Source organism: Bradyrhizobium sp. WSM4872, assembly GCF_055811715.1.
Genome location: NZ_JBVVPT010000020.1, coordinates 113,966 through 137,755 on the forward strand (window position 1 = coordinate 113,966; position 23,790 = coordinate 137,755).

A 23,790-nucleotide genomic window follows, 5' to 3' on the forward strand; every position below is an offset into this window, starting at 1 on the left:
CTCATGTACGCTTACGACGAAATCGACCGTACGCTCGTCAACGAGCGCGTCTCGGAATTCCGCGACCAGGTGAAGCGCCGCCTGTCCGGCGAGCTCACCGAGGACGAGTTCAAGATCCTGCGGCTGCAGAACGGCGTCTATCTGCAACTGCACGCTTACATGTTCCGGGTCGCGATCCCCTACGGGACGCTGGCGTCCAACCAGTTGCGGGCGCTCGCCCACGTCGCGCGCAAATACGACCGCGGCTACGGCCATTTCACGACGCGGCAGAACATCCAGTTCAACTGGATCAAGCTCGCCGAATTGCCGGATGCGCTGGCCGATCTCGCCGAGGTCGGCATCCATGCGATGCAGACCTCCGGCAACAACATGCGCAACGTCACATCGGACCAGTGGGCAGGCGTCGCGCCCGGCGAGATCGAGGATCCCCGCATCTGGTCGGAGCTGATCCGCCAGCACACCACGCTGCACCCGGAATTCTCGTTCCTGCCGCGCAAGTTCAAGATCGCGATCACCGCGTCGGACCATGATCGCGCCGCGATCAAGATCCACGATATCGGCCTGCGCCTGATCAAGAACGAGAAGGGAGAGACGGGCTTCGAGGTGCTGGTCGGCGGCGGACTCGGCCGCACGCCCTTCATCGGCAAGACCATCAAGCATTTCGCGCACGGCCGCGACATCCTCAGCTATATCGAGGCAATTCTGCGGGTGTACAATCAGTACGGCCGCCGCGACAACATCTACAAGGCGCGCATCAAGATCCTCGTGCACGAGCTCGGCATCGAGAAGTTCTCGCGCGAGGTCGAGGAGGAGTGGCAGCACATCCGCAACTCCTCGCTCCAGATCGACGACGAAGTGGTCGAGGACATCCGCTCGCGCTTCACTTATCCCGCCTACGAGAAGCTGCCGCACATGCCGGACGAGCTGCGCCAGGCCGCGGCCGATCCGGATTTCGAGGCATGGCGCAAGAACTCGGTCGCTCCGCACAAGGTCCAGGGCTATTCCATCGTCACGATCTCGCTGAAGCCGATCGGCGCGCCTCCGGGCGATGCCACCGCCGACCAGATGGATGCGGTCGCCGATCTCGCCGACAGATATTCGTTCGGTGAGATCCGCGTCGGCCACGAGCAGAACCTTGCTTTGCCGCATGTCGCCAAGCGCGACCTGGCGGCGCTGTGGAAGGCGCTCGACAAGCTTGGCCTCGCGACCCCGAACGTCAATCTGATCACCGACATCATCGCCTGCCCGGGTCTCGACTATTGCTCGCTGGCCAATGCGCGCTCGATCCCGATCGCGCAGGAATTGACGCGGCGCTTCGCCAATCACGAACTGGCCAATCTGATCGGCCGTCTCCACATCAACATCTCCGGCTGCATCAACGCCTGCGGCCATCACCATGTCGGCCATATCGGCATTCTCGGCGTTGAGAAGAACGGCGAGGAAGTCTACCAGATCACCATCGGCGGACGCGCCGACGAGAGTGCCGCGCTCGGCAATCTGATCGGCCCCGGCGTCAAGTTCGACGAGGTCGCCGATGTCGTAGAGGATATCGTGGAAGCTTATCTGGCGCTGCGCGAGCGGCCCGAAGAGCTGTTCATGGACACCGTGAAGCGCCTCGGCGTCGAACCCTTCAAGGAGCGCGTTTATGCCACTCGTTAACGGCGGAAAGATCGCCGACGACAGCTTCGTCAAGCTCGCCGTCGACACGCCGCTGCCCGAGGGCGGCGACATCCTGGTGCCGGCGGAGCGCTTCGTCGGCGACGCGGATGCGTTGCTCAAGAGGACCGGCAAAATCGGTGTGATCTGGCCGAACAATCGCGACATCGCCGAGCTGGTGCCCTATCTCGGCAAGATCGCCGTCGTCGCGCTGGTGTTCCCGACCTTCCGCGACGGACGCGCCTACAGCCAGGCGCGGCTGCTGCGCGAGCGTTACAATTATCGCGGCGAATTGCGTGCGACGGGCCAGATCCTGCGGGACCAGTTCGTGTTCATGCTGCGTGCGGGCTTCGATTCTTTCGACGTCAGGAAGCAGGCCGACGCGGAAGCCTTCATGCAGACCGCGAAGCGCTACTCGGTCTTTTACCAGCCCACCGGTGACGGCCGCATCACGGCGCTGCACCGGCGCATGCAACTGCGTCATTCCGAGGGGGTCGGCACGTGAACGCAGTCGCGTCTCCAGTTTCGTCAATCTCCGCCTCTGCGCTGCCTTCGGCGGAGGAGCTCGATCGCGCCTTGCGCGATGCCTCGCCCGCCGAAATCATCGCCGCTGCGCTGAAGACGGTCGGGCGCGACAAGCTTGCGCTGGTGTCGTCCTTCGGGACGGAATCGGCGACGCTGCTGAAGGTCATGGCCGACGTCGATCCGGCGATCCCCGTGATCTTCCTCGACACCGGCTGGCTGTTCGAGGAGACGCTGGCCTATCGCGACACGCTGATCGCGACGCTGGGCCTGAAGGACGTCCGCTCTGTCAAACCTGCCGAGGAGACGCTGTCGCGCGAAGATCCCGATCGCGACCTCTGGTTCTCCGATCCCGACGCCTGCTGCCGTATTCGCAAGGTCGAGCCGCTGGCGCGGGCGCTGACACCGTTCGATGCATGGCTCAACGGTCGCAAGCGCTTCCAGGGCAACTCGCGCGCCGACATCCCGGTGGTCGAGGACGATGGTGCGCGGTTGAAGTTCAATCCCTTTGCCAATGTTTCGCGCGAGGAACTCGAAGCGATTTTCGTCCGCGCCAAATTGCCGCGTCATCCGCTGGTTGCGTCCGGTTTCCTGTCGGTTGGGTGTATGCCTTGCACGAGCAGAACGACTGAGGGCGAGGATGAGCGTGCCGGTCGCTGGCGCGGTCGGGCCAAGACGGAATGCGGCATCCACACGATGAAGACTTCGTAGCAAAGTTACGCTGCCCGGCTACGAACAAGAAAATCCGGTTCCGTTGACTTAAGCGCGTTTCGCCCCGAGTTATGCCTGCCATCGATGACGCCGACGTCATTGATGTGAATGGAGATGGACATGATGCGCCGTATCGTTCCGCTCGCGGCAGGACTGCTCGTGACAGGCTTGTTGGCAAGCTCGGCTCTCGCCGCTGACATCAATCTGCTGAACGTATCGTACGATCCGACGCGTGAGCTCTATGTCGAGTTCAACAAGGCGTTCGCGAGTGCCTATCAGAAGGAAACCGGCAAGAGCGTCGAGATCAAGCAGTCGCATGGCGGCAGCGGTTCGCAGGCGCGCGCCGTGATCGACGGATTGCAGGCCGACGTGGTGACGCTTGCGCTCGCCTACGACATCGACGCCATCGCAGGCAAAGGCCTCACGACGGCTGACTGGCAGAAGCGGTTGCCGCAAAATTCCTCGCCCTATACCTCGACCATCGTGTTCCTGGTCCGCAAGGGCAATCCCAAGGGCATCAAGGACTGGGACGATCTGCTCAAGCCGGGCGTCGCCGTGATCACGCCGAACCCGAAGACATCAGGCGGCGCGCGCTGGAATTATCTGGCGGCCTGGGGCTTTGCGCAGAAGAAATACGGTTCGGCGGACAAAGCCAAGGATTTCATCGGAAAGCTCTATCAGCAGGTGCCGGTGCTCGACACCGGGGCGCGCGGCGCGACCGTGACCTTCGTCGAGCGCGGCGTTGGCGACGTGTTGCTCGCCTGGGAGAACGAGGCGTACCTCGCGCTGAAGGAATTCGGTCCGGAGAAATTCGAGATCGTGGCGCCGCCGCTCTCGATCCTGGCGGAACCGCCGGTCACGATCGTCGACAAGGTTGCCGATAAAAAAGGCACCCGTAGCGTCGCCGACGCCTACCTGCAATATTGGTATACCAAGGAAGGTCAGGAAATCGCGGCGCGTAATTTCTATCGTCCGCGCGATCCCGAGATCGCCAAAAAACACGAAAACTCCTTCGCAAAGGTCGAGCTGTTCACGATCGACGAACTTTTCGGCGGCTGGACCAAGGCGCAGAGGGAACATTTTGCCGACGGCGGCGTCTTCGATCAGATCTACAAGAACTGATCGGGCGCTGTCGGCGGGGCTTAAACAGGGGGCCTGGTGAGCGCAATCGCAGCACGACGCCGGACATTGCCGGGCTTCGGTCTCACGATGGGGCTGACGCTGTCATGGCTGTCGATCATCATCCTGATTCCGCTCGCCGGCCTGTTCGTGAAATCGCTCGAGCTGAGCCCGGAGCAGTTCTGGAACATCCTCTCCAGCCGCCGCACCCTGAATGCCTTGCGCGTGTCCTTTGGACTCGCCTTCGCGGCCGCCTGCGTCAATCTCGTGATGGGCAGCATCATCGTCTGGGCGCTGGTGCGCTACCGCTTCCCGGGAAGGCGGCTGTTCGATGCCATCGTCGACGTGCCCTTTGCGCTGCCGACCGCGGTCGCCGGCGTCGCGCTGACTGCGTTGTTCGCCGAAAAGGGCTGGCTCGGCGCGCCACTTGCGGCGGCCGGCATCAAGGTGGCGTTCACGCCCGTCGGCATCTTCGTCGCCATGATCTTCATCGGCATCCCCTTCGTGGTGCGCACCGTGCAGCCGGTGCTCCAGGATCTCGATCCCGAGATCGAGGAGGCCGCGGGCAGCCTCGGCGCGAGCCGCTGGCAGACCATCATTCGCGTGATCCTGCCCTCGCTCGGGCCGGCGCTGCTCACGGGGCTGGCGCTCGCCTTCGCGCGCGCGGTCGGCGAATACGGTTCGGTGATCTTCATCGCCGGCAATCTGCCGAACGTCTCCGAGATCGCGCCGCTGCTGATCGTGATCCGGTTGTCCGAATTCCGCTATGCCGATGCGACCGCCATCGCGGTGGTCATGCTGGTCGTGTCCTTCGTCATTATCTTCGCCGTCAATCGGCTCCAGCGCTGGGCGCAGAGCCGGATTCCGGTGCGGTGAGGACGGGACCATGACGATGCAGATCGCAGATTCCGTCCCACTCTCGGCCCCCGACGCCAAGGCACGCGCGCATGCGGCGGCCGCGCGGAACAACCTGCGCACCGAACCGCGCGCGGTCCGCATCGTCATCATCGCGCTGGCGATGACCTTTCTCTCAGTCTTCGTCGTGCTGCCACTGGTCGTGGTGTTCGCGCAGGCGTTCTCGAAGGGAATATTCGCTTATTTCGCCGCGCTGGCCGATCCGGAGGCGCTGTCCGCGATCAAGTTGACGCTGTTGGTGGCGGCAATTTCCGTCGGCCTCAATCTCGTCTTCGGCCTGGTCGCGGCCTGGGCGATTGCAAAGTTCGAATTCTCGGGCAAGACCTTCCTGATCACGCTGATCGATTTGCCGTTCTCGGTCAGCCCCGTCATCTCGGGCCTCGTCTTCGTGCTGCTGTTCGGCGCACAGGGCTATTTCGGCGGCTGGCTGCGCGATCATGACATCCAGATCCTGTTCGCGGTGCCCGGCATCGCGCTTGCGACCACCTTCGTGACCTTCCCCTTCGTGGCGCGTGCGTTGATCCCGCTGATGCAGGAGCAGGGCACGCAGGAGGAGGAGGCCGCAATCTCGCTCGGCGCCTCGGGCCTGCAGACCTTCTTCCGCGTCACGCTGCCCAACATCAAATGGGGCGTGCTCTACGGCGTCCTGCTCTGCAACGCGCGGGCGATGGGCGAGTTCGGCGCGGTCTCCGTCGTCTCCGGCCATATTCGCGGCGAGACCAACACGATGCCGCTGCTGGTCGAGATTCTCTACAACGAATACCAGTTCGTCGCGGCGTTCGCGATCGCCTCGCTGCTGGCGATGCTGGCGCTGATCACGCTGATCGCCAAGACCGTTCTGGAAAATCATCTCGACGAAGGACACGACGCAAGTGAGCATTGAAGTCAGGAATCTCGTCAAGAAGTTCGGCAGCTTCGCAGCCCTCGACGGCGTCGACCTCAAGGTCAATGACGGCGAGCTGCTGGCGCTGCTCGGTCCATCTGGCTCGGGTAAAACAACGCTGCTGCGGATCATCGCCGGTCTCGACTGGCCGGATTCCGGTGAGGTGTCTTTCAACGGCGAGGACGCGCTGGCGCAGGGCGCGCGCGAGCGGCACGTCGGATTCGTATTCCAGCACTACGCGCTGTTCCGCCACATGACGGTGTTCGAGAACGTCGCCTTCGGGCTGCGCGTGCAGCCGCGCGCGATCCGCAAGGACGAAGCGGCCATCCGTGCGCGGGTCAAGGAGCTGCTCGATCTCGTGCAGCTCGACTGGCTCGCCGACCGTTATCCGAGCCAGCTCTCCGGCGGCCAGCGCCAGCGCATCGCGCTGGCGCGCGCGCTCGCGATCGAACCTCGCATCCTGCTGCTCGACGAGCCCTTCGGCGCGCTTGATGCCAAGGTGCGCAAGGAGCTGCGCAAATGGCTGCGCTCGCTGCACCACGAGATCAACGTCACCTCGATCTTCGTCACCCATGACCAGGAGGAGGCGCTCGAAGTCGCCAACCGCGTGGTGGTGATGGACAAGGGAAGGATCGAGCAGATCGGCTCGCCCGACGACGTCTATGAGAGCCCGGCGACCGCCTTCGTCCACAGCTTCATTGGCGAATCCATCGAGCTTCCGGTCCTGATCGCGGACGGTCTCATCACGCTCGGCGACCGGCCGCTGCGGCTCGCGGCAGATGGCCTTGCGCCTGGCGCGTCAAGACTGTTCGTGCGGCGACACGACATGCTGGTTGGCCCATCCGGCAGCGGTGCCTTCGAGGGCGCCGTGCAGCATGTCCGGAATTTCGGCCCCGTGCAGCGGGCCGAGGTGGCCCTATCAGGCGGAGGGACCATCGAGATCGACGCTCCCCGCGACAGGGAACTGCGCGCCGGCGATGCGATCGGCCTGGAGCCCCGCCGCTACCGGATCTTTGCGGGCACCTGAGCTGGCTAAACGGGTCAATTTTTCCTCAATATTCACCTTTCAGCCACGGTTGGTATGCAACAACGGCGCCTGATTTGGGGGCTCCTGTTCATGCGCGCCGCGGCCGCGATATCAATCCTTTTGCTGCTCGCCGGCTGCGCCGGCAACGAGGCACCGGTCCAGCAGCCTTCGATGTATGCCGATATGTCCGTTCCGGGCTCCAAACTCGATGCGCAGGCGGCAGCGATCATGATCTCGCAATACCGCCAGAACAACGGGCTCGGCACCGTGGTGATCGATCCTGCCCTGATGAGTCTCGCCGAATCCCAGTCCCAGGCCATGGCTGCGGCCAACAAGATGGATCATGACGTCCGCGCGCCGCTGGCCAAGCGCCTCAGCGCCGGCGGCTATCCGGCGACCGTTGCGGTCGAGAACGTCTCGGCCGGCTATCATACGCTGGCGGAAGCGTTTTCCGGCTGGCGCGACTCGCCCCCGCACCGCGCCAACATGCTCAAGAGCGGTGTCACAAAATTGGGCATCGCGGCGGGCTATGCTCCCGGCACCAAATACAAGGTGTTCTGGACCATGATCCTGGCCTCGACGGACGCCCGATAAGCCAGACTTGATCCCGGGATGCATTGACGCCGCGGCAGACTGTCGCCACGGTCGCTCGCCATCTGCTATTGTTCCCGCATGTCCGATCATCATAGCCCAGAAGTCGCAACTATCCCGGCAAACGCGCAACGTGTCCTGGTCCTCCAGGGCGGCGGCGCGCTCGGCTCCTATCAGGCCGGCGCCTATCAGTCGCTCTGCCACGCCGGCTTCGAGCCGGACTGGGTCGCCGGCATCTCGATCGGCGCGGTCAACGCCGCGATCATCGCCGGCAACGAAGGGCAGACGCGCGTCAAGCGGCTCAAGGAATTCTGGGAAATGGTCTCCGCGCCGGTGCCGTGGAAGCCGATCGGCAAGAGCGATCACAGCCGAGAGCTGTTCAACTCGACCAGCGCCGCATTGATCGCGACCTTCGGCGTGCCCGGCTTCTTCGTCCCGCGCATGCCGCCCGCGCCGATGTGGCCGCCGGGCCATCCCGAGGCGGAAAGCTATTACGACACGGCACCGCTGAAGAAGACGCTGGAGCGTCTGGTGGATTTCGACCGCATCAACGATCTGAAGACGCGGCTCTCGGTCGGTGCGGTCGGCGTCACCTCCGGCAATTTCAAATATTTCGACAATTTCGAGTTCAGGAAGCTCGGCAAGAAAATCGGCCCCGAGCACATCATGGCCTCCGGCGCGCTGCCGCCCGGCTTTCCGTCCGTCGTGATCGACGGCGAGCATTATTGGGACGGCGGTATCGCCTCCAACACGCCGCTCGACTACGTGCTCGATGCCGAGGTCGATCGCGATCTCCTGATCTTCCAGGTCGACCTGTTCAGCGCCCGCGGCGACCTGCCGACCTCGCTGCTCGAAGCCAACGAGCGCGAGAAGGATATCCGCTTCTCCAGCCGCACGCGGATGAACACGGACAAGAACAAGCAGGTGCACAACGCCCGCAGGGCCGTGCGCGACCTGATTTCCAAATTGCCCGATTATCTCAAGAACGACCCTTCCGTGGAATTCCTTGCCAAGGTATCGCGCGAAAGCACCGTTACTGTCGTGCACCTGATCTATCGCAGCAAGAATTACGAATCCTCGTCCAAGGATTACGATTTTTCGCATGTCGCCATGGTCGAGCATTGGGAAGCCGGCGTGCGTGACGTGCATCTGTCGATGCGCCACAAGGATTGGCTCGAGCGGCCGCAATCGGGCGAGACCATGGTGACCTACGATCTCACGGGGGACGTCACTGCGCCCCCGCCAAAAAGGAGCGAGTAATATGGGAAGTCTGTCAGGCAAGAACGCCGTCGTGACGGGGTCGACCAGCGGCATCGGGCTTGCCTATGCGCGCGCCTTCGCCGCCGCCGGCGCCAATGTCGTCATCAACGGGTTCGGCTCGCCGGAGGACATCGAGAAGGAGCGCGCCAAGATCGAGTCTGATTTCGGCGTGAAGGCGGTCTATTCGCCCGCCGACATGACCAAGCCGGCCGAGATCGCCGGGATGATCGCGCTCGGCGAGAAGAGCTTTGGTTCGGTCGACATCCTCGTCAACAACGCCGGCATCCAGTTCGTCTCGCCGATCGAGGAATTCCCGCCGGAGAAGTGGGACCAGATCATCGCGATCAACCTGTCCTCGGCCTTCCATGCCATTCGCGCCGCCGTCCCCGGCATGAAGAAGAAGGGCTGGGGCCGCATCATCAATACTGCTTCCGCGCACTCGCTGGTCGCCTCGCCCTTCAAGTCGGCCTATGTGTCGGCCAAGCACGGCATCGCTGGTCTGACCAAGACCGTGGCGCTGGAAGTCGCGACCCACAAGATCACCTGCAACTGCATCAGCCCGGGCTACGTCTGGACGCCGCTGGTGGAGAAGCAGATCCCCGACACCATGAAGGCCCGCAACCTCACGCGCGAGCAGGTCATCAACGACGTGCTGCTCGACGCGCAGCCGACCAAGGAGTTCGTCACCTCCGAGCAGGTCGCAGCCCTTGCGCTGTTCCTGTGCGGCGACGATGCCGCGCAGATCACCGGCACCAACCTGTCGATCGACGGCGGCTGGACCGCGGAGTAGACAGCGCTCTTCGTCATGCCCCGGCTTGACCGGGGCATCCAGTACGCCGCGGCGTCTCGGTACAACCACAGCCGTCTCGGCGTGCTGGATCGCCCGGTCAAGCCGGGCGATGACAGCGAGAGTGGTGCGGCCGTTCTCCGTTCAGTGCGTCCAGGCCAGCGCCGTCTCGAACGCCGAGGACAGGTGCAGCTCCGCGAACATGATCTTGCCGGCGACCACGAACAGCACGCAGGCAAGTGTCAGGCGCAGCACCGTCTCGGGCACGCGCGTCGCGCTGAAGCTGCCGACGACGATGCCGGGCAGCGAGCCCAACAGCAGCACGCCCATCAGCGCCCAATCCACGTCGCCAAGCGCCCAGTGCCCCATGCCGGCGATCAGCGTCAGCGGCACCGCATGGGCGATGTCGGAGCCGACGATGGTCGCCACCGGCAGGCGCGGATAGAGCAGCAGCAGAACGGTGACGCCGACCGCGCCCGCGCCGACCGATGAAATCGAGACCAGCACGCCGAGCACGATTCCGGTGACGACCGTCGCAATCGCGGTGGTGCGGTCATCGACCTGCTCCAGACGCCGGCGATAGCGCTCCATGATCGATCTGCGGAAAATCAGCGAGGTCGCAGTCAGCAGCAGTGCGAAGCAGAGCACGAGGTTGACGAGATTGCGCTCGGAATCGCTCTTGAGGTCGAGCTTCCACAGCACCAGCAGCGTCAGCGCGCTCGCCGGAAGGCTGCCGCAGGCGAGCCGCAGCACCGCTGGCCAGTGCACGCTGCGCGACCAGCCATGCACCACGCTGCCGCCGGTCTTGGTGGCGGCGGCATAGAGCAGGTCGGTGCCGACCGCGGTCGATGGATGAATCCCGAACAGCAGGATCAGCAGCGGCGTCATCAACGAACCGCCGCCGACGCCGGTCATCCCGACCAGCAGGCCGACGCCGAAACCGGAGGCGACGTAGAGTGGATCGATCATGTCCAGGGAATCTTAGGTTTATCTCGTCAGTTGGGCAATATGACGTAGAATAAACTTTCCCTGCGGTGCAACTACTTGGGGGCAATAAGAAAAATCGTGCTGTCACTCTTAAACAGGCAGGAGTTTAGCCGCGTCTATCAGCGTGCCGCGAAACGGTTGTTCCCCAGCGGAAGCGCGAAGGAGCGGGACGCTGATCCTATTTCCCGAACGCCAGCACGTGCAGGCCGAGCCGCTGTCGCACGATCCAGAACAGCAGCACCGTCTCGAAACTGAGCGAGATGGAGGTCGCGGCCGCCGCGCCATGGCCGCCGAAGCGCGGCACCAGCGCGATGCAGAGCACCAGGTTCATCGCAAAGGCCAGCGCATAGGCCAGCGCGCAGATCTTCTGCTGGCCGAGCATGTTGAGCAGCCGTTCGACCGGACCGATCGCGGATCGGACCACGAGGCCGATCGCGGCGACGAACATGATGTCATAGCCGACCACGAATTGCGGCCCGAACAGCCAGAGCAGCGGCTTGCCGAGCGCGAGCAGCACGATGGTCGCCGCCAGCGACGGCCAGAACGTCCAGTTGATGGCATGCGCCACGTAAGCCGACAACCGCGCCTTGTCGCCGCTTGCGTTGTACTCGGCAAAACGATGCGCTGTTGTCGCCGACATCGCGTAGTGGATGAAGGAGACCAGCGCCAGCGTCTTCACCACGGCGAAATAGACGCCGACCTCGTCGGAGGGACGGAACTGCTGCAGCACCAGCACGTCGGTATAGGACAGCAGCAGGTAGAAGCTTTCGACCAGCAGGATCGGCAGCGAGACGGCGAGCCAGCCGCCGACGTCGTAGGCCTTGGAGCCCGGCTCGATGTGACCGGCGAGCTTGCGGTTCAGCACCACCATCTGCCCGGTCATCGCGATCCATACCGCGCCGGCGCTCGCGACCATCGCGGCGACCGCGCCGAGATGATAGCCGAGCAGGAAGGCGCAGGCCGTGATGCCGATGATCAGCGCCTGGCGGATGATGAATTGCGGCATCAGGCCGAGCTGCATCCAGTCATGCGAGCGCGCGATGCCGTCCTGGGTGTTGGCCACGACGAAAGCGGGCAGCGTCATGCAGCCGATATAGAGCGGCAGCTCTTCGGCCGGATCGATCCAGGGCGACAGCAATTTGACGACACCGGCGAGGCCGAGCGACACCAGTGCGGAAACGGCAAAGGTCAGCCAGCGGCTGCCCGAGAGAAAGCCGCGCAGCAGCGCATGCTCGCCACGGGCGCGGTATTCCGGAATGATCTTTTGGGCGGAGGCCGAGATGCCGAAGTCCATCATGCTGCCGAGCAGCAGCACCCAGGTCCAGACATAGACATAGACGCCGTAGTCCGACGTCCCCATCCAGCGCGCGAGCAGGACCTGCGAGAAATAGGCAAGGCCGGCGCTGATCACGCGGATGACGAAGATGGTGCCGGCCAGCCGCCGCGTCAGCGATGCCTCGCTCGACCCGCCCGTCAATTTGTCGCGCAGCCGCGCGATGAGGCCGGCAGGTCCGGTCGTTGCGGGTTCTGCATCCATCACGGCCAATTCGAAAAGTCCCCGAGGCGCGCACGAGTGCTGCGGCAGACTTGCCGCAGTCGCACTGGGGATTAGCAACCATTCGTTAAGATTCGGTTGGGTGGAATGTGTTGCAACCCCAACGTCGTCCTGGCGAAAGCCAGGACCCATACCGCGTGATCTATCGGGAGGGATCGGGTAGCCGTTCCATACTAGGAATCTTCGCCAAACTAATCCCTGGGGTAATGGGTCCTGGCGTTCGCCAGGACGACAACTATTCCAAATTGGTATTGAACTCGTACGACTTCTCCGGTCCGACCAGCGTGAACTTCAGCGCTGCGCCGTCGGGCTTGGCGCCCGGCGGCAGGCCATCGAGTTCGAAGGAAAACCGCTTCACGCCCGGTGGGCTGGGCTCGACCGGCGCCGGGATGGGCAACGCCCAATCGGGCGTCGGCCCTTCCACGTACAGATTGACGGTGCGCGCATCCGGCGCGACCACGTCGACCACCACATTCTTGGGCCCGTCACGCTTGACGTCGCGTATGGTGAGCGGGTTGGGATCGCCGATCGTGGCAGGCTTGGGCACGGTGTCGAGCGCTGCACGCAGATTGGCATCCTCGGTCGAGGCGACGCTGTTGAAGCCAAGCTCGGCGCGGGCCTCGACGGGAATGCAAAGCTTTTCGCACACCGCATAATTGATCTCGGCGCGCAACGTCACCGGCTTGTCGGCCGCCTTGGCGATGATCCGCAGGGGCAGCACGATCTGGTCGTGATAGCCGATCGAATGGCCGCCCGCGCCGTCGTCGAACTTCTGCGGGGCCGGCCACATCACCGTCACCGCTTCGACGTTGTCGGATTTCGAGAAATCGAAGCGCGGCGGAACGCCGGAATCGCCCGGCATGCGCCAATAGGTTTTCCAGCCGGGCTGGATCTGGAAGGCGATACCGCCGAGCAGGACGGCGCCGCTGCGCGATCCCGCCAGCAACCGCACCGCGGAATGTCCGTCGCGCTGCCATGGCGATGCGTCATCGGCATGGGCCGCAAGCGCCAGCGACGACGCGAGCAGGGTTGTCGCGACGCCAATCGCCGCACGCCGGGGAACTCTTGTCAGCATGGTACGTCTTTACAGGGTCGCCCCACGGCAAACCATTGAATTGCTTGTGATGGATGCACTTGAATCAAGTCCCTGCAGGCCTTGATTTGACAGCCGGCCGGCCCGACATCAGGATAGGAATTGAAACCGGAGTGCTTCACCGATGGCTCCCACAGGCAAGAGGACGGGCGAAAGCACCCGCAAGTCAGCCCCCGCGCTCCCGAGTTCGGCGGGCTACCTCGACGGCCAGCTGTTGATCGCCATGCCCGTGATGGGCGACGAGCGCTTCGAGCGCTCGGTGATCTATCTCTGCGCCCACTCCGCCGAAGGCGCGATGGGCATCATCGTCAACCACCCGGCCGGCAGCATCGACTTCCCCGAGCTGTTGCAGCAGCTCGGCATCATCAACAAGGGCGAGCACATCAAGCTGCCGGAGAATGCCGAAAGCATGAAGGTGCTGCGCGGCGGTCCGGTCGATACCGGCCGCGGCTTCGTGCTGCACTCGAGCGATTTCTACATCGAGAACGCGACGCTCCGGATCGACGACGGCGTCTGCCTCACGGCGACGGTCGACATCCTGCGCGCGATCGCCAACGGCTCCGGCCCCAAGCATGCCATCCTGGCGCTCGGCTATGCCGGCTGGGCGCCGGGCCAGCTCGAGACCGAAATCCAGAGCAATGGCTGGCTGCATTGCGACGCGGATTCGGATTTGATCTTCGGCGACGACGTTGACGAAAAATACGGACGCGCGCTGCGCAAGATCGGCATTGATCCCGGCATGCTCTCGAACGAGGCCGGGCACGCGTAGCGCCTCTTGCTTGTGTATCACCCACCGCTGTCATGCCCCGGCTTGACCGGGGCATCCAGGGCGGATTCAACCGGTCAAGCCGGGCGATGACACCGATTGCTGAGTAGCGCCTACTCCGCCGCCTGCTGCTGCACCGTCGGCTCCGTGCCCGCCACCGTCGCACGGCGCATGTCACGGGGCTGCGACTGGTCGTAGCGGCGGACGCGGTGCATGGTCTGGCGGTTGTCCCACATCACGAGATCATGCAGCTTCCATTTGTGGACGTAGACGAACTCGCTTTGCGTCGCGTGCTCGTTGAGATCGCGCAGCAGCAGCCTTCCTTCGGGGACGCTCATGCCGACGATCTTGCCGGCATGCGATGAGAGATAGAGCGACTTGCGGCGATGGACGGGGTGGGTGCGCACGAGACGTTGCAGCACCGGCTTGAACATCTCCTTCTCCTCCTCGGTGTATTCGGTGAAGCCGAGCGATCCCCGCGAATACATCAGCGAGTGCTCGGAGACGAGGTCGTCGATCTCCGCCTTGGTCTCGTCGTCGAGCGCGTCATAGGCCGCCCGCATGTCGGCGAATTCGGTGTTGCCGCCCTTCGGGTTGAGCACGCGGGCCGACAGCAGCGAGAATTTTGCCGGGATGGGGCGAAACGAGCTGTCGGAATGCCACAGACAATTGCCGAGGTTGAACAAATGCGCGCGGCTGTCCTTTGCCAGCGGCTTGCCGTCCTTGCCGAGATTTGAGACGTCGTTCAGGCCCGACTGGAGCCGGTAGTCCTTTTCCTTCGTGACGGTGCCGCCGCGCGCGTCCTCGCGTTGGCCGAAATTCAGCGCAAAGGCCATCTGCTGTTCGTCGGTGATGTCCTGGTCGTGGAACACCAGCACCGCATATTTGTCCATGGCGGCTTCAACCTCGCGCGCCTCGGCCTCGGTGAGAGGTTGTCGCAGGTCGAGGCCAGAGACCTCGCCGACAAAATGTTTGTGAAGCTGCCGGATGGCGATCGTCATGACGTTTCTCCCGCGAACCGCGAGCGGTTGGTCCCGCTCTGTCGAGGAAAAAGTTACTCTCGCGTTCCGCGTTGTCAACGCTGGGCGCGCATAGCTGCCCGTAGCCCGGATGGAGTGCAGCGTAGTCCGGGGGAGTCTTCCCGCGAGGTGAGAACCCGGATTGCGCTGCGCTCCATCCAGGCTACGCACCTTTGGTGCCGCTCACGCGTTGCGCGCCATCAGGCCGCCGTCGACCGGAATCACCGCGCCGGTGAGGAAGGACGCTGCCGGCAGGCACAGGCTCAGCGTCATGTGCGCGACTTCCTCGGGATCGCCGTAGCGGCCCAGTGCAGTGCGGCGCTTGGCATAGATGGTCTTGTGCTCTTCCGAGATCCGGTCGGTGATGGCGGTGCGGACCGGCCCCGGGCAGATGCAATTGACGGTGATGCCTTCGCGGCCGAGCTCCACCGCAAGCGAGCGGGTGAGGCTGGCGACGCCGCCCTTCGCCGCCGAATAGGGGCTGTGCAACGCGGTGGCGCCGAGCGCCTCGGTCGAGGCGATGTTGACGATGCGCGGGCTCTTCGACTTGCGCAAGTGAGGCAGCGCGGCGCGGATGATGCGCGGATGCGCCGTCAGCATCACGGCGAGGCCCTTGGCCCAGGCGTCCTCATAGGCTTCGTCGTCGATCGCGACGCGCACGGAGATGCCGGCATTGTTGACGATGATGTCGAGCCCGCCGAAATGGGTCGCGACGTCGCCGACCACGCGCTTGATCTCATCGCCGTCGGCAACGTCGAGCTTCCAGGCTTTCGCGGCTCCGCCGCTTGCCGCGACCTCCTTCGTCACGGCCAGCGCGCCCTGCTCGTCATAGTCGGTGACGGCAACGTTTGCGCCGTCAGCGGCGAACACGCGGGCCGTTGCACGCCCCATGCCGCTGGCCGCGCCGGTGACGAGAACGGTCAGGCCCTTCACGGACCGGCTGAGCTGTTTGAACTCGGACATGGTGTTTCCTCTGAGCCCTGCTTGTTCTTGCTGTGATTGACAAGGCTGTCATCGATCCGCAGACAGGTCAAACAAGCAAGATGATCGGGGAGGCCAGCGATGACGAACGAGCTCGATTTCTCAGGCAAGCAGGTGCTGGTCGTCGGCGGATCCAGCGGCATCGGCAACGGTATCGCGCAAGCCTTTCGTGTCAGGGGCGCGCAAGTTGCGGTCTGCGGCACGCGTGCTCACGCGAAGGAATATTCAGCTGAGGAGGGCTCGGATCTCACCGGTCTCTCCTACGCGCAACTCGACGTCGGCAATGCCGGCGCGGTCGAAGCGTTCAAGCCGCCGTTCGATCGGCTCGATATCCTGGTGCTCGCACAGGGCGCGGTGCTCTATCGCCGCGGCGAGTTCGAGATGGCCGGCTTTCGCAAGGTCGTCGAGGTCAACCTGATGAGCCTGATGGCCTGCGCCACGCGCTTTCATTCCATGTTGCGGGACTCACGGGGATCGCTGATCATGGTGTCCTCGACCGCGGCCTATCACTCCACCATGGGCAATCCTGCTTACAACGCGTCGAAGACCGGCGCGGTCGGATTGACACGGACGCTGGGCGAGGCCTGGGCCGAAGACGGCATCCGCGTCAACGGCATCGCGCCCGGTCTGGTCGACACCAAGATGACGAAGGTGACGACCGACAATCCCAAGCGGCTCGAAGGTGCACTTTCACGCATTCCGCTGCGGCGATTGGGCACGCCGGCTGACATGGCGGGCGCGGCGCTGTTCCTGGCATCACCGCTGTCGTCCTACATCATCGGGCAGACACTGGTCGTCGACGGCGGGCTTATTCTTTGAGTCCAATTTCAAGTCTGATGGAACTGCGCCGCTCCTGATCGGTTACTTGGGCTGACCCCCGAGGAGGAGCATCATGGATAAGGATCGGATTGTCGGATCGGCCAAGGAATTCGCCGGACGCGCGGAAGGCGCCATCGGAGATATGGCCAGCGATACGCAGACACAGGCGTCCGGCAAGGCACGTGAAGCCGCCGGCACCGTGCAGAATCTCTACGGCCAGGCCAAGGACGCCGTACGTGACGCCACGGACACCGCGGCCAGCTATGCCAAGGACGCTTACGACAAGCCGGCCGAAACCTTGCGCGACGGCTCGCAGGCGATTGCCCAGAAGGTGCAGGACAACCCGATGGCCGCGCTGCTGGTCGCCGGCGGCATCGGCTTCGCGCTCGCGCTGCTGATGGCGCGGCCCGCCCGCCGTCCGCCGCCACGCTGGCGCTATTACGGCTAAGCCAACGCGCGATAAGCATCAGGCCCCGGAGGCAGTGCGGCGTGTACGCCGCGTTGCCGAGCCGGGGCCTTTTTTATGGATGTTGCGACGGCTATGTCCGCTCTGCGGCTGCGCCGCGTCCGGGACATGAGATCAACTAGCGGAACACTTCCGCCGATCGCCCGACATTGCCAGGCGGACGCGGGATCGCGGGGTTGGGATTCGGATTGCGCGGCGCCGGCGCCAATTGACGCGGCGGGGGCGGCGGCGAACCAAAGCCGAAGAAATCGCGCATCGATGGCGCGGCCTGTGCCGGTTGCTGCGGCGCCGGTGGCTTCTTCGGCGCAAGCTTTGGCGGCGCGATGGCTGCGGCCGCACCCGGCGTACCGCCATCGGGTGTCGTCGTGGCGACCGGCGTATCGCCCTTGGCCTGCTCGCGGCCGACTTCGCGGCGCGGCCAGGCATAATCGTCGGCGCGGCCGGCGGGCGCGGCCAGTGGCTCGCCCTTCACCATCGTTTTCGCAGCGAGCGCATCGACGGCGGCAGGACGCGAGCCCGGCCCACCCAGCAATTGATCGGTCGAGATCGAGGCCGCGACCAGCGGCACGATCGGGCCGGCCAGCGGCCGCGGCGCAGGCTTGCCGGGTTCGGCACTGGTGTCGGGGGTCGCCGGTTCGCTCGGCAGCGCGATCGGGCCGGAGCGCCCGGCGAGCAGGCGCGTGATCTCGCGCTCGACATAGTGGGCGAGCTTGCGCGCGCCGGGTTTCGTGAAATAGACGCCGTCACCACTGCGGAGCTGACGAATCTGGCCTTCGAAGTCCGGACCCTTCTGCAGGAAGCGTCCGGCCTCGTCGACAAAGCCGTCCCAGACGTCGACGTAAGTGATGCCGGCCTTTGCCGCGCCTTCGCGATAGAGCGAATCCAGGAACAGCATGTCCGCGGTGCCCTTGGGGCCGCGGATCGCGGGCAGGCCGACCCAGAGCACCGGCACGCCCTTGGATTTGAGGACGTTGGCGAGCTCCTCGATCTTCTTGCCGTAGAGCTCGACCCAGTGCTCGTCGCGGAATTCGTAGAGGCCGTTCGGGTTGCGCGCGGTCTTCTCGGGCACGGCGACCGCCGGTGCGTCAGCGTTGTCGGCATCATCCTGCGGCAGGTCGGCATCGGCCGGCTTGTCGTCAGGCTTCGCCGCGGTGTCGCCGGGCTTGGCATCGCCGGGCTTGGCCGGTGGTTTGCTGCGCGCGCCCTTGTCGTTCTTCTTGTCCTTGTCCGTCGCCTTGTCCGATTTGTCAGGTGCTGCCGCCTCGCGGATCGCGATGCGGTCGTTGAGGCCGAGCATCACCACGATCACGTCGGGCTTCTCGGTCTCGAGAATGCCCTTGGCAGCAGCGGTCCAGTCGGAGGGTTCACCCTTGGGCTGGTACTTGATCAGGCCGGACGTGGTCTTGTGCTTGCGGATCACGCCCATGTCGGGCTGCTCGGTGTAGGCGTCTTCCAGGCCGTAGGCGAGCCAGTCGGCCATGGCATCGCCGATCACCAGCACGTTCCTGTCGGGAATGGTGTCGCGCTTGGCCGGCGCCGGTGCGCGCGAAAAGTCCTGACGCGGCGCTTGCGGCTGTTGCTGCTGGAATGGCGCGAAGAAGTCGCCTCCGAACCATCCGCCGCCTCCGCCTCCGCCGTTCCGCGGTGGCGGCGGAGCCGAGCGCTGCGGCGGGCCGCCGAAGCCGGGGAAGTTGAAGAACTGCGCCGAGGCGGGTCCCGCAACCGAGACTAGCATCGCAAGCGCCGTCCCCAGCGCGATCAGCGGGCCGGTCTCGGTCAGCACCTTGAGCAGGGACTTCTTCGACATGCGATCTCGGCACGGGCAATAGGGATCGGGACAGGCTCGATATAATAGCGGAATCGGGCGCCAAACGGGCAGATTCTCTTTTCAGATTCTCTCAGATCCTGGCCCATACACGGCGAACCGCCGCCCCGGTCAAGGTTGCCGGGCAAAATCCCTGTTCAGGGTTACTTTCGGCGCGATTTTACCGCCCGCGCAGCCGGTTCAGAGCGTCGGAGGAGGCAAATCCGTCCGCGGGCACCCCGATCGAGGCCTGGAAATTGCGCAGGGCCTCCCGGGTCTGGCCGCCGAACTGGCCGTCGGGGGTGCCCTTGTAGAAGCCGCGCTGGGCCAGCAACTGCTGCAGTTCCAGCCGCTCGGTCCGGGACAGCTCGCGTTCCTGCCGCGGCCAGGGCTGCACGAAGGGCTGGCCTCCGCGGAGGCGATCGGCGAAATGGCCGATCGCCAGCGCATAAGCCTCGGCCGGGTTGTACTTCATGATCACCCGGAAGTTCTGCAGCATCAGGAAGCCCGGTCCTTGCGCGCCGGCCGGCGCCAGCAGATAGGCCTTCTCGGCCTGATGCGGGAAGGGTTGGTTGGTCGGACGCTTGAGGCCGAGCTTTTCCCACTGCGCGACCGTCATCGCCTTGGCACGATCGGCCAGCATGTAGTTGAAGCCCTGGGGCACCACGACCTCGTAGCCCCAGGTCTGGCCGGCCTGCCAGCCGTCCTTCTTCAGATTGTTGGCGGTCGACGCAATCAGGTCGGAGGGATTGTCGACGACGTCGCGCCGTCCGTCGCCGTCGCCGTCCACGGCGAAGCGCTTGAACGCGGTCGGCATGAACTGCGTCGGGCCGAAGGCGCCGGCCCAGGAGCCGCGCAATTGTTCGGGCCTGAGATCGCCGCGGTTGAGGATCTCCAGCGCCGAGAGGAATTCGTCCTTGAAGTAAGCCTGCCGGCGCCCGATGCAGGCGAGCGTCGCGGTCGATTGCAGCACGCTGCGGTCGCCCATCTGAGTCGAGTAGTTGGATTCGATGCCCCAGATCGAGGCGATGATATAACGATCGACGCCGGTGGCTTTTTCAGTGGCGTCGAACTGCGCTTTGTATTTGGCCAGGACCTCGCGGCCCTTGGTGAGGCGGTTGTCGTTCACGAGGATGTCGAGATAATCCCAGATCGACTTGGTGAACTCGGGCTGCGAGTCCATGAGGTCCATGATGCGCAAATCGGGCGCGAGGCCTGCCGTGAAACGCTGGAAATTTTCCTGCGTGATGCCGCGCCGTGCGGCATCGGGCCACATCCCTGCGACGCAATTGTTGAAGTTGCCGGCGGCCTCCCGGATCGCGGCGGCTGTCATCAGCGGATGGCCGGAGGCGCCGTCCTCGCCGGTCCAGGGTTGAACTCCCGTTGGAGCGCCGCTGGGCCCGGGCGCTGCTTGCGAAGGCGCCGCGTTCGGGCCGGAGAAAATACCGCCGAACAGATTTGACAGACCGTTCTGAGCCTGCGCGCCGGCGGGAAGCGGGAACAGCAGGGTGGCCGCAATCATCGTCGCACCGGTCACGGACCCGCCTCGTTTTGCCAGCCCTGCCATTGATTGCATCATGTCCACACCTGTCCGGCCAAAATCCGCCCTCAGGAGGCCTGGTTACGGTTGCCAACAGCTTAACAAAGGTGAAATTTTGATGGTGGCCTTTTTCTTAACTCTGTGAGGATGAGGCCCCACATCCGCCTTTGTTGGCGGCTGCAAACAAGCTAGCAAGTGCCATTGCTCCCTTCACGTGTTCCTCAGGTATTCGATCAATCCCATGAAAATCCGCAAAGCCGTATTTCCCGTTGCCGGCCTCGGCACCCGCGTCCTGCCCGCCACCAAGGCGATGCCGAAGGAAATGCTGACGATCGTCGACAAGCCGCTGATCCAGTACGTCTATGACGAAGCCAGGGAAGCCGGCATCGAGCACTTCATCTTCGTCACCGGCCGCAACAAAAGTGTCATCGAAGATCATTTCGACCGGATGTTCGAGCTCGATGCGACGCTGGCCGCGCGCGGCAAGAAGACCGAGCAGGACGTTCTGGCGCAGAACCAGCCCGAAGCCGGCGCCGTCAGCTTCACCCGCCAGCAGGCGCCGCTCGGTCTCGGTCACGCGGTCTGGTGCGCGCGCGACATCGTCGGCAACGAGCCGTTCGCGGTCGTGCTGCCCGACGAACTCGTGCTCAATTCGCCCGGCTGCCTGAAGCAGATGATCGACACCGCCAGCAAGCTCGGCGAGAAATCCAACGTCATCGCGGTCGAGGCGGTGCCCGACCATCTCACCCATCAATACGGCATCTGCGGCGTCGGCAAACGCACCGGCAAGATGTTCGAGGTCGACGGCATGGTCGAGAAGCCGGCCAAGGGCACCGCACCGTCCAACCTTTCGATCACCGGCCGCTACATCCTGCAGCCGGAAATCTTCAAGATCCTGGAGACCCAGGAGCGCGGCGCCGGCGGCGAGATCCAGCTCACCGACGCCATGATCGGCCTCGCCAGATCGCAAAAATTCTACGGCGTCGAGTTCGAGGGCGAGCGCCACGATTGCGGCTCCAAGCCCGGCTTCCTCCGCGCCAACATCGCCTACGGCCTGAAGCGGCCGGAGCTGCGTGACGGTTTGATCGCGGAGATGAAGAAGTACCTGGGACAGTAGTCTCCGTCGTCCGACCTAGTGCGCAATTGCGCACGGGGGGCCGGGACGACACGGAAGTTGTGGCGAGCGACACGCTCCAATGCCGAGATCTAAGCCACCAGCGACAGCTTCGGCAGGCTTGCGACCACCGACTGGTTGCGGCCGCCGGCTTTTGCAGCGTAGAGCGCCTTGTCGGCGGCGGCGACCAGCAGCGACCAGTCCATGCCCGTGGTCGGAACGAGGCTCGCGATGCCGCAGGAGACCGTCGAGCTCGTGTGGTCGTCGGACCAGCCCTGCACCTTGGCGCGGATCTTCTCGGCCACCTGAAGGGCGTCGGTGACCGAAGTACCCGGCAGCAGCACGGCGAATTCCTCGCCGCCATAGCGCGCGGCGCAGTCGCCTGCGCGGCTCACCGAATCGGAAATGCAGATGGCGATGCCGACCAGCACCTGGTCGCCGGCCTGATGGCCGAACGTGTCGTTGTAGGCCTTGAAGTGATCGGCATCGATCATCAAGAGCGCGATCGGCGTCTGCTGCCGCATCGCGCGGCGCCATTCCACGTCGATGACCTGGTCGAACTTGCGGCGGTTCTTCAGGCCGGTGAGCGCGTCGGTCGTCGCCATCTCCTCGAGCTTGCGCTCGGCCTCGGCGCGCCGGCCGATCTCGCGCGCGAGCACCAGCGTCGATGCCAGCATGAACAGGCTGAGCGCCAGCACCACGGCGCCGATGCGATAGGCTTCCCTCTGCCAGAGTTCGAACACGGCGCTCAGTGGCTTGCCCGCCACCACGAATAGCGGGCTGGTCCCACTACTGCGGACATAGAGCCGCGGCGTGCCGTCGATCGGCCCCTGTCCGGCGAATGCGCCGCCGACCTTCAGATTTTCGGCCTTCCAGACCGGCCGGGCGGCCAGATTCGTGCCGATCACGTCGAGATCAAACGGCCGCCGCATCATGACCGTACGGTCGCGCCTGAGCACGGTGATGGTGTCGTCGGGATCGAGGCTCAGCCGCTCGAACAATTGGTGGAAATAGCTGAAGCGGATCGATCCGGCGACGACGCCGAGGAAGCCGCCGTCGGTGTCGCTGATGCGCCGGCTCAGCACGATCGAATAAGCGCCGCGGAACAGCATGGGCCGGCTGATGAAGAGGCCCGCGTCCGGATTGTCGCGATGGGCCTTGAAGTAATCCTCGTCGCCCCGGTTCACGACAACGGGATCGAGCGTGGAAGCGTCGATGGTCAGCCGGCCGTCGGCGTCGAACACCTGGATCGCGCCGAAATGCCTCGCCGTGGTCGCATGGTCGAACAGGATGAGGTGACGGATCGGCTTCGAGACCGTGGCGATTTCCGGCAGCAGCATGTTGCTGGCGACCGCCTTGAGCGCCAGATCGTAGACCTCGATGTTGCGGCTGATGTCGGATTCGATGGTCGTCGCCAGGTTTTCCAGCGTCTGACGGGCGAGCGCCTCCTCGCCGTGGCGCATGTCCAGCATGACGTTGACGCAAATGGCGGAAAAGCCGATCACCGTCACCACGGACGAAATGATCAGCAGCTTCGCCGAAAGCCGCCATGGCCGGCGGGCCGTGACGTCGCGCCATCGAGACAACATCGTTTGCTCCCGACATTAGTGAATGCGCCCGAAAGCTTGAGCAGTGTTTAAGCCGGGACGGCGCTGCCGGAATGAGTTAAAAATTGGTTTCCGCGGCTCACGTTTTTGGGCAAAGCGGGGCTTCGACAGCGAAGAGGACAGCGGTGAACGACTACGACGCGTTGCGCGATTATCTGATGCGGCAGAAGCAGGCGGAATTCGTGCTGACCTATGAACAGATCGAAGAGATCATCGGCGCGGCCCTGCCGCGCGCGGCGAATCGTGCCTCATGGTGGGACAGCCTGCGCAGCCCGGACATCCAGATGCCGCAGCGCGAAGCCTGCCTCGCCGCGGGCTTTGTGGCGACGCGGATGCCGGACGGTGCGAGCGTGCGGTTCACGAAGCGCAAGAGTGACCGGCGGCGATAGCGCGTGCGCTCTCTTCCCTTCTCCCCTTGTGGGAGAAGGTGGCGCGAAGCGCCGGATGAGGGGTTGCATCCGCAATTAAGAGAGTAGCGTTCGGGGAGAGATACCCCTTGTATCTGCACGGCCAGCATTTGTGCGATGGAAGTGACTTAGCGCCTTGGCCGGTGGCCACCGGCCAAGGC

The 23,790-nt window shown here is 64.4% G+C and carries 23 protein-coding genes; 15 read left to right on the plus strand and 8 right to left on the minus strand.

The genetic code is table 11. The features are described 5' to 3' along the window. Positions 1-3 precede the first annotated feature (3 nt). From AC0L3C_RS24530 to AC0L3C_RS24575, 10 genes are all read left to right on the plus strand, one after another. A complete protein-coding gene (locus tag AC0L3C_RS24530) occupies positions 4-1,659 on the plus strand; it encodes a nitrite/sulfite reductase (protein WP_473409164.1) in 1,656 nt (551 codons plus the stop codon). Further along, on the plus strand, positions 1,646-2,161 hold the full coding sequence (locus AC0L3C_RS24535; protein ID WP_473264596.1) for a DUF934 domain-containing protein: 516 nt from the start codon (positions 1,646-1,648) through the stop codon (positions 2,159-2,161). The genes AC0L3C_RS24530 and AC0L3C_RS24535 overlap by 14 nt, the downstream gene beginning before the upstream one ends. Next, positions 2,158-2,889, plus strand: a complete 732-nt coding sequence (locus AC0L3C_RS24540; protein ID WP_473409165.1) for a phosphoadenylyl-sulfate reductase — start codon at positions 2,158-2,160, stop codon at positions 2,887-2,889. Before AC0L3C_RS24535 ends, AC0L3C_RS24540 begins: the two co-directional genes overlap by 4 nt. A gap of 120 nt (positions 2,890-3,009) precedes the next feature. Then, entirely contained in the window at positions 3,010-4,011 is a 1,002-nt protein-coding gene (locus AC0L3C_RS24545) for a sulfate ABC transporter substrate-binding protein (RefSeq protein WP_473264598.1), read from the plus strand. Between the two features lie 87 nt (positions 4,012-4,098). Continuing rightward, positions 4,099-4,884 (plus strand): sulfate ABC transporter permease subunit CysT, encoded by a 786-nt coding sequence (gene cysT / locus AC0L3C_RS24550; RefSeq protein WP_473409173.1) that lies wholly within the window; start codon positions 4,099-4,101, stop codon positions 4,882-4,884. A gap of 10 nt (positions 4,885-4,894) precedes the next feature. Continuing rightward, positions 4,895-5,806, plus strand: a complete 912-nt coding sequence (cysW, locus tag AC0L3C_RS24555) for a sulfate ABC transporter permease subunit CysW (protein ID WP_473264599.1) — start codon at positions 4,895-4,897, stop codon at positions 5,804-5,806. Next, the gene (locus AC0L3C_RS24560; protein WP_473409166.1) at positions 5,796-6,833 is read left to right on the plus strand and encodes a sulfate/molybdate ABC transporter ATP-binding protein; all 1,038 of its coding nucleotides are present in this window, start codon (positions 5,796-5,798) and stop codon (positions 6,831-6,833) included. Before cysW ends, AC0L3C_RS24560 begins: the two co-directional genes overlap by 11 nt. Positions 6,834-6,923: 90 nt before the next feature. Further along, positions 6,924-7,427 carry a CAP domain-containing protein gene (locus AC0L3C_RS24565; protein WP_473264601.1) on the plus strand — a complete coding sequence of 168 codons (504 nt, stop codon included), beginning with the start codon at positions 6,924-6,926 and terminating at the stop codon, positions 7,425-7,427. A 78-nt stretch (positions 7,428-7,505) separates the two neighbouring features. Next, positions 7,506-8,684 (plus strand): DUF3734 domain-containing protein, encoded by a 1,179-nt coding sequence (locus AC0L3C_RS24570; RefSeq protein ID WP_473409167.1) that lies wholly within the window; start codon positions 7,506-7,508, stop codon positions 8,682-8,684. A 1-nt stretch (position 8,685) separates the two neighbouring features. Next, positions 8,686-9,474: a 3-hydroxybutyrate dehydrogenase gene (locus AC0L3C_RS24575; RefSeq protein ID WP_008137046.1), complete on the plus strand. Its 789-nt coding sequence runs from the start codon at positions 8,686-8,688 to the stop codon at positions 9,472-9,474. 141 nt (positions 9,475-9,615) lie between these two features. On the opposite strand, the gene AC0L3C_RS24580 is transcribed toward AC0L3C_RS24575, so the two are convergent. The 3 genes from AC0L3C_RS24580 to AC0L3C_RS24590 form a co-directional block, all read right to left on the minus strand. Then, positions 9,616-10,440, minus strand: a complete 825-nt coding sequence (locus tag AC0L3C_RS24580) for a sulfite exporter TauE/SafE family protein (RefSeq protein ID WP_007599859.1) — start codon at positions 10,438-10,440, stop codon at positions 9,616-9,618. A gap of 196 nt (positions 10,441-10,636) precedes the next feature. After that, the gene (locus tag AC0L3C_RS24585; protein WP_473264604.1) at positions 10,637-12,004 is read right to left on the minus strand and encodes a flippase; all 1,368 of its coding nucleotides are present in this window, start codon (positions 12,002-12,004) and stop codon (positions 10,637-10,639) included. A gap of 244 nt (positions 12,005-12,248) precedes the next feature. Beyond that, on the minus strand, positions 12,249-13,088 hold the full coding sequence (locus tag AC0L3C_RS24590) for a protein-disulfide reductase DsbD domain-containing protein (RefSeq protein WP_473264605.1): 840 nt from the start codon (positions 13,086-13,088) through the stop codon (positions 12,249-12,251). 142 nt (positions 13,089-13,230) lie between these two features. Here AC0L3C_RS24590 and AC0L3C_RS24595 point away from each other — a divergent pair, with 142 nt between their 5' ends. Then, positions 13,231-13,875, plus strand: a complete 645-nt coding sequence (locus tag AC0L3C_RS24595) for a YqgE/AlgH family protein (RefSeq protein ID WP_007605477.1) — start codon at positions 13,231-13,233, stop codon at positions 13,873-13,875. A gap of 110 nt (positions 13,876-13,985) precedes the next feature. Here AC0L3C_RS24595 and AC0L3C_RS24600 read toward each other — a convergent pair whose 3' ends face one another. Then, positions 13,986-14,873: a TauD/TfdA dioxygenase family protein gene (locus AC0L3C_RS24600; protein WP_473409168.1), complete on the minus strand. Its 888-nt coding sequence runs from the start codon at positions 14,871-14,873 to the stop codon at positions 13,986-13,988. Between the two features lie 201 nt (positions 14,874-15,074). Continuing rightward, positions 15,075-15,854 carry an SDR family NAD(P)-dependent oxidoreductase gene (locus tag AC0L3C_RS24605; protein WP_473280133.1) on the minus strand — a complete coding sequence of 260 codons (780 nt, stop codon included), beginning with the start codon at positions 15,852-15,854 and terminating at the stop codon, positions 15,075-15,077. Positions 15,855-15,953: 99 nt separating this feature from the next. On the opposite strand from AC0L3C_RS24605, the gene AC0L3C_RS24610 reads away from it, so the two are divergent. Together AC0L3C_RS24610 and AC0L3C_RS24615 are read left to right on the plus strand one after the other, a co-directional pair. Further along, the gene (locus AC0L3C_RS24610; protein WP_473280131.1) at positions 15,954-16,691 is read left to right on the plus strand and encodes an SDR family NAD(P)-dependent oxidoreductase; all 738 of its coding nucleotides are present in this window, start codon (positions 15,954-15,956) and stop codon (positions 16,689-16,691) included. 73 nt (positions 16,692-16,764) lie between these two features. Beyond that, positions 16,765-17,139: a CsbD family protein gene (locus AC0L3C_RS24615; protein ID WP_473409169.1), complete on the plus strand. Its 375-nt coding sequence runs from the start codon at positions 16,765-16,767 to the stop codon at positions 17,137-17,139. Positions 17,140-17,275: 136 nt separating this feature from the next. Here AC0L3C_RS24615 and AC0L3C_RS24620 read toward each other — a convergent pair whose 3' ends face one another. Together AC0L3C_RS24620 and AC0L3C_RS24625 are read right to left on the minus strand one after the other, a co-directional pair. Further along, positions 17,276-18,964, minus strand: a complete 1,689-nt coding sequence (locus AC0L3C_RS24620) for an SGNH/GDSL hydrolase family protein (RefSeq protein ID WP_473409170.1) — start codon at positions 18,962-18,964, stop codon at positions 17,276-17,278. 178 nt (positions 18,965-19,142) lie between these two features. Beyond that, complete coding sequence (locus tag AC0L3C_RS24625; RefSeq protein ID WP_473265396.1) at positions 19,143-20,540, minus strand: lytic murein transglycosylase; 1,398 nt, start codon at positions 20,538-20,540, stop codon at positions 19,143-19,145. 202 nt (positions 20,541-20,742) lie between these two features. On the opposite strand from AC0L3C_RS24625, the gene AC0L3C_RS24630 reads away from it, so the two are divergent. Further along, positions 20,743-21,618 (plus strand): UTP--glucose-1-phosphate uridylyltransferase, encoded by an 876-nt coding sequence (locus tag AC0L3C_RS24630; RefSeq protein WP_027515491.1) that lies wholly within the window; start codon positions 20,743-20,745, stop codon positions 21,616-21,618. Positions 21,619-21,707: 89 nt separating this feature from the next. On the opposite strand, the gene AC0L3C_RS24635 is transcribed toward AC0L3C_RS24630, so the two are convergent. Further along, the gene (locus tag AC0L3C_RS24635; RefSeq protein ID WP_473409171.1) at positions 21,708-23,204 is read right to left on the minus strand and encodes a sensor domain-containing diguanylate cyclase; all 1,497 of its coding nucleotides are present in this window, start codon (positions 23,202-23,204) and stop codon (positions 21,708-21,710) included. Between the two features lie 143 nt (positions 23,205-23,347). Here AC0L3C_RS24635 and AC0L3C_RS24640 point away from each other — a divergent pair, with 143 nt between their 5' ends. Further along, positions 23,348-23,611, plus strand: a complete 264-nt coding sequence (locus tag AC0L3C_RS24640) for a DUF7662 domain-containing protein (RefSeq protein WP_473265390.1) — start codon at positions 23,348-23,350, stop codon at positions 23,609-23,611. The last annotated feature ends 179 nt before the right edge of the window (positions 23,612-23,790 follow it).

Bases quoted from the DNA above. Each gene is read 5' to 3' on its own strand.
- AC0L3C_RS24530 (WP_473409164.1), top strand. From the start codon at position 4: ATGTACGCTTACGACGAAATCGACCGTACGCTCGTCAACGAGCGCGTC.
- AC0L3C_RS24535 (WP_473264596.1), top strand. From the start codon at position 1,646: ATGCCACTCGTTAACGGCGGAAAGATCGCCGACGACAGCTTCGTCAAG.
- AC0L3C_RS24545 (WP_473264598.1), top strand. From the start codon at position 3,010: ATGATGCGCCGTATCGTTCCGCTCGCGGCAGGACTGCTCGTGACAGGC.
- cysT (WP_473409173.1), top strand. From the start codon at position 4,099: ATGGGGCTGACGCTGTCATGGCTGTCGATCATCATCCTGATTCCGCTC.
- cysW (WP_473264599.1), top strand. From the start codon at position 4,895: ATGACGATGCAGATCGCAGATTCCGTCCCACTCTCGGCCCCCGACGCC.
- AC0L3C_RS24565 (WP_473264601.1), top strand. From the start codon at position 6,924: ATGCGCGCCGCGGCCGCGATATCAATCCTTTTGCTGCTCGCCGGCTGC.
- AC0L3C_RS24570 (WP_473409167.1), top strand. From the start codon at position 7,506: ATGTCCGATCATCATAGCCCAGAAGTCGCAACTATCCCGGCAAACGCG.
- AC0L3C_RS24575 (WP_008137046.1), top strand. From the start codon at position 8,686: ATGGGAAGTCTGTCAGGCAAGAACGCCGTCGTGACGGGGTCGACCAGC.
- AC0L3C_RS24580 (WP_007599859.1), bottom strand. From the start codon at position 10,440: ATGATCGATCCACTCTACGTCGCCTCCGGTTTCGGCGTCGGCCTGCTG.
- AC0L3C_RS24590 (WP_473264605.1), bottom strand. From the start codon at position 13,088: ATGCTGACAAGAGTTCCCCGGCGTGCGGCGATTGGCGTCGCGACAACC.
- AC0L3C_RS24595 (WP_007605477.1), top strand. From the start codon at position 13,231: ATGGCTCCCACAGGCAAGAGGACGGGCGAAAGCACCCGCAAGTCAGCC.
- AC0L3C_RS24600 (WP_473409168.1), bottom strand. From the start codon at position 14,873: ATGACGATCGCCATCCGGCAGCTTCACAAACATTTTGTCGGCGAGGTC.
- AC0L3C_RS24605 (WP_473280133.1), bottom strand. From the start codon at position 15,854: ATGTCCGAGTTCAAACAGCTCAGCCGGTCCGTGAAGGGCCTGACCGTT.
- AC0L3C_RS24610 (WP_473280131.1), top strand. From the start codon at position 15,954: ATGACGAACGAGCTCGATTTCTCAGGCAAGCAGGTGCTGGTCGTCGGC.
- AC0L3C_RS24615 (WP_473409169.1), top strand. From the start codon at position 16,765: ATGGATAAGGATCGGATTGTCGGATCGGCCAAGGAATTCGCCGGACGC.
- AC0L3C_RS24620 (WP_473409170.1), bottom strand. From the start codon at position 18,964: ATGTCGAAGAAGTCCCTGCTCAAGGTGCTGACCGAGACCGGCCCGCTG.
- AC0L3C_RS24625 (WP_473265396.1), bottom strand. From the start codon at position 20,540: ATGATGCAATCAATGGCAGGGCTGGCAAAACGAGGCGGGTCCGTGACC.
- AC0L3C_RS24630 (WP_027515491.1), top strand. From the start codon at position 20,743: ATGAAAATCCGCAAAGCCGTATTTCCCGTTGCCGGCCTCGGCACCCGC.
- AC0L3C_RS24635 (WP_473409171.1), bottom strand. From the start codon at position 23,204: ATGTTGTCTCGATGGCGCGACGTCACGGCCCGCCGGCCATGGCGGCTT.